This is a genomic window from Mariniflexile sp. HNIBRBA6329 (assembly GCF_043558645.1).
GTDB lineage: Bacteria > Bacteroidota > Bacteroidia > Flavobacteriales > Flavobacteriaceae > Mariniflexile.
This window is the reverse complement of sequence record NZ_JBIFXS010000031.1, coordinates 1-5296: the sequence shown is the minus strand read 5'-3', so window position 1 is coordinate 5296 and position 5296 is coordinate 1. Positions and strand designations below refer to the sequence as shown.

Below are 5296 nucleotides of genomic sequence, written 5' to 3'. Positions count from 1 at the left end.
CCATTACCACGCCAACAAGTGCCACAACAACGGTGACCGGCGTTCCGGTAGGGACATCGGCGACCTTGCGCTGGACATTGACCAATCCGTCCAATTCGAACTGTACGGACAGTGACGATGTTAGCTTAACTAATAACATAGTCCCTAATTGCAGTATAACAGGTAACACTTTTATTTGTCCAGGAGAGAGTACTGCATTTACAGCAAATGCTGATAATATACCGGAAGAGTTTGCACAATATTTGTGGACAGGTCCAGGTAACGCAAATGGAGCCACTACTAAAAGTGTTTCAGGTCTAATAATACCTACAGAGTATAAGGTTAAAATTACTGATTCACGTAGCGGATGTTATTCAGAATGTACGAGAACATTACGAGTAGGAGGTACAAATGTTAGACCTAATGTGACACCAACGGATTATTGTGAAAATGATCCACAAAAACCAACAACACTTTGTAGTTATGCAAATGTAAATGGCGTTCCTAATGCAACCATTGAGTGGATAGGAGCTACTAAAGATGGTCAGCCTTATGTGATTCAGTATGATCAAGGCACTGGTTGTCCTCTAGCACCAACTGCGGTAGGTAGTTACCAATTCATAGTTGAAATTAAAACAAATGATAATTGTGTAACGTCATTTGGAGCTTCAACAGACTTTAATGTGTATCCTAAACCAACAGTAGATGCAGGTTTATCTCCAGGAGCCTTATGTAGCCAAGGTGGTAGTGTGCAACTTACTGGATCTCCTTTAGGAGGTACTTGGAGTGGTAGCCCTTATATAACAGCTGGTGGTTTATTTACAATACCTAATGGAGGTATTTCAGCAGGCAACTACAAAGTTACTTATACTTATACCTCACCTCAAGAAAATGGAGGTTGTTCAGATAGTGATACTGTAGATGTTCCAGTTGTAGACTGTACAGAATGTGGTACCGCTTTTGGTGTAGCGCTTAATGCTAATAAAACCGCTATCGATGAATTGGTATTAGATGGAAATGGCAAGTATGTAAGTGGTACAAGTAAATGTTTCAGAGAAGACAGTTTCAGACGTTGGGGTTGGACCAATGCCATTACACCATCAGCTGATCCTTATATCCTTGATTTATATAGAGGAGCTGGTAGATGTCTTATTGATAAAGGTGAGTATGTGGGTTATGTAACAGTAAATTATGGTTTAGATAACATAATTACAGTTGAGTTTACACCAAAAGATGAGAATACCGGTTTTGACGAAATTCACTTGTATGTTGGTTGTGATCCTTATCCAAAACTAAAAACCGGAGCCTATACTGTGGCACCTGGCCAATATACATTTGTTGCTGAAGGCCAAGGTTTTGCAGAAGGCTGGAGTACATCCACAGATGCTAATAAGAAAATAACAGTGCCTGGTGGAGGTTTAGTGTATGTTATAGCCCATACAGTGGCATGTACTGATACTTCTGCTGATGATGCACCTAACGGTTTTGTACCTAGAGAAGGTTACGGCGAATTCCAAGGCAATGTACCAACTCCAGGAGAGATGAACTGTGAAGTGGTTGTAGATCCATGGAGTAAAATTTCTGACACAAAAGTGACTACTTATCCAGTACCTTTTACAGATCAAGTTAATGTAAGCTATAAATTTGAATATGAAACAGATGTTAAAATTAATGTATATGATATGAAAGGTGCATTAATTAAACAAGCTGAAGATGTCAACTATGTTAAAGGTACTTACGGTACTTCTACCATAGATTTATCAAGAGCAAATGATCAAATGTATTTCATACGTTTAACAACGTCTAAAGAAAGTGCAGTTAGAAAAGTTATTTCAGCAAAACCGCAAAAATAATAGTTTGATTAGTATAAACTCAAAAAGGAGTGGAATTTCCGCTCCTTTTTTGGTTTTATCTTTAAATACAAAAGTCTATTAACTTAATGCTATTTCACCGAAATAAAGAGTGCTTTGTCTATAAAAATACCAAGTATTTTGTAATTAAATTAACTTATAAGGTGATTAGGGCTAACATTGTGTAGATCTATTATTTAACTACTTATTTATGAAAAGAATCATCGTTTTTTTAATAGCGGTTTTTTTATCACAATCTGTTTTTTCTCAATGTAAGAACACAACGGAATATCTAGACCCCATACCAGTAGGAGTTGATGTCAATGATGGTGAAGAACACCAAATTGCACCAGGTATTGCAGCAGGCGAATATGTGGTTATAAGTGGTTTAAATGCCAGTAATGAATACCGGTTTACCTCTAAGAGAAGCAATATACCAAACATAGACTATATTACTGTTAGAGATGGTTCTAACACCAGTCTTGTACGAGGGCATAGTCTTTCGCCATTAACAATTAATGGTATCGTTTCTACTACAATACAAATCCATATCAATTTAAATTCTGGGTGTAGTACTGATGATGAGTTTCATGTTTTGACCATTCAGAATTTAACCAATGCAACCTGTAACATGCCTAGAGCACCAGGAGGTATTACATATAAGTCTGATAATCAAATAGATTTTTATTGGAGTGCCCCTGCTTTAAGTACACCAACAGGTTATGACTGGCGTGTTGTTTTAGCAGGAAATAATCCAGATACTTTTGTAGCTTCAGGTAGTACAGTATCTCCAACTACCAATGCCAGTACCGGAGCTGTTTTGTCTGCTGGTACATCCTACTGGATTTATGTTCGATCAACGTGTTCTGGAAATCAAGAGAGCGGTTGGTTTAAATTTCCACCTAGCTATATTACAAATACTGTAGCACCACCAGCTAATGATTTTTGTGAAGGTGCTATTTCAATATTACAAGAATTAAATAAAGCAGGAGTAGGAAATGCAACAGCAATTCAAGGAACTTTGGCAGGAGGTGCAGGGACTAATGTTGATGCAGAGACCTGCAATACCAAAACCGGTAATGCCAGAGATGATATCTGGTATAAATTCATAGCCCAAACAGATGATATTCATATCTATCTAGACCCAACTTTTGATGGGGTTTTAACACTGTACTCAGGAGATTGTAATGCACTAAATTATATAGCATGTTCAGATAACGCCTTGGTTTTGGCGGACGAGGAAATTTTTGCAAGTACATCAAATGGCACGGGTTTAACCATAGGGGAGGTGTATTATTTAAGGGTGTATTTTTTAGGCACCACCACTCCTGTAAATCCGACATTCGATTTAAAGCTATGGTCCTCAGTTTCTGTTACCGATAATGATTCTGATGGTTATGCAGATGCCCCTAATTTAGATTGTAACGATGGAAACCCCTCAATAAACCCTGGAGCCAGTGAGATACCCGATAATGGCATAGATGAAGATTGTGATGGAGCAGACTTAAAAACATGGTATTTAGACAGCGATGGTGATGGTTATGGCAATAATGCTAATTCCGTATTATCTAATACTCAACCAACAAATTACGTTTCAGACAATACAGATTGTAATGATGGGGATGAAACTATTAACCCTGGATCTACTGAGATATGTGATGGCAAGGATAATGATTGTGACGGTTTAACTGATGATGACGATGATTCATTGGATACCTCTACTCAAACTATTTTCTTTTTGGATAATGATAATGACGGCTTTGGAGATCCTAATAATAGTGTTTTAGCTTGTAACCAACCTGTGGGATATGTTGATAATAGTAATGACATCTGCTTAGGGTTCGATGATAATATAGATACAGATGGCGACAATGTTCCTGATGGCTGTGATACTTGTCCATTAGATGTAAATAATGACAGTGATGGTGATGGTGTTTGTGATTCTAATGATAATTGCCCAAATGACGCTAACAAAACCGATCCAGGCGTTTGTGGCTGTGGTGTGGCAGACATGGATACCGATAATGATGGTGTTCTGGACTGCAACGACCAAGAGCTCAATTCCCCCTGTCCCAACGATGTAAATGCCAATGGCGTATCGAACGATACGGATGGCGATGGTACACCAAACTGTCATGATGGTTGTCCGAGCGATCCCAACAAGACAAGCCCGGGCGTTTGTGGCTGTGGTTTGGCTGATACGGACACCGATAATGACGGTGTTCTGGACTGCAACGACCAAGAGATCAATTCCCCTTGTCCCAACGATGTAGATGCCAATGGCGTATCGAACGATACGGATGGCGATGGCACACCCAACTGTCAGGATACCTGTCCGAGCGATCCCAATAAAACCAGCCCAGGCAATTGTGGCTGTGGTGTAGCAGACATGGATACCGATGGTGACGGAGTTCTGGACTGTAACGACCAAGAGATCAATTCCCCTTGTCCCAATGATGTAAATGCCAATGGCGTATCGAACGATACGGATGGCGATGGCACACCCAACTGTCAGGATGGTTGTCCGAGCGACCCCAATAAAACCAGCCCAGGCAATTGTGGCTGTGGTGTGGCTGATGTGGATACCGATAATGATGGTGTTCTGGATTGTAATGACCAAGAGGTCAATTCCCCTTGTCCCAATGATGTAAATGCCAATGGTGTATCGAACGATACGGATGGTGATGGCACACCGAACTGTCAGGATACTTGTGATAATTCCATTGATTCAGATGGCGATGGCACCAATGATTGTGATGACCTATGTCCAGCAAATCCTAACAAAACCGATCCAGGCGTTTGTGGCTGTGGTGTGGCTGATGCGGACACCGATAATGATGGAGTTCTGGATTGTAACGACCAAGAGGTCAATTCCCCTTGTCCCAATGATGTAGATGCCAATGGGGTATCGAACGATTCGGATGGCGATGGCACACCGAACTGTCAGGATGGTTGTCCGAGCGATCCCAATAAGACAAGTCTAGGCGTTTGTGGCTGTGGTGTGGCTGATGCGGATACCGATAATGATGGTGTACTGGACTGTAACGACCAAGAGGTCAATTCCCCTTGTCCCAATGATGTAAATGTCAATGGCGTATCGAACGATACGGATGGCGATGGCACACCGAACTGTCAGGATACCTGTCCGAGCGATCCCAACAAGACAAGCCCGGGCGTTTGTGGCTGTGGTTTGGCTGATACGGATACCGATAATGACGGTGTTCTGGACTGCAACGACCAAGAGATCAATTCCCCCTGTTCCAACGATGTAGATGCCAATGGCGTATCGAACGATACGGATGGCGATGGCACACCGAACTGTCAGGATACCTGTCCGAGCGATCCCAATAAGACAAGCCCAGGCATTTGTGGCTGTGGTGTGGCTGATACGGATACCGATAATGACGGTGTTCTGGACTGTAACGACCAAGAGATCAATTCCCCTTGTCCCAATGATGTAAATGCCA

The 5296-nt window shown here is 41.4% G+C and carries 1 protein-coding gene and 1 pseudogene; both read left to right on the top strand.

Annotated features, from left to right (window positions below):
• Positions 1–1832: T9SS type A sorting domain-containing protein (locus tag ACGK9U_RS16025; protein ID WP_394467561.1), on the top strand; the 1832-nt coding region annotated here is incomplete at its 5' end.
• Between the two features lie 208 nt (positions 1833–2040).
• Positions 2041–5296, top strand: a pseudogene (locus ACGK9U_RS16020) (hypothetical protein); the annotation flags it as partial.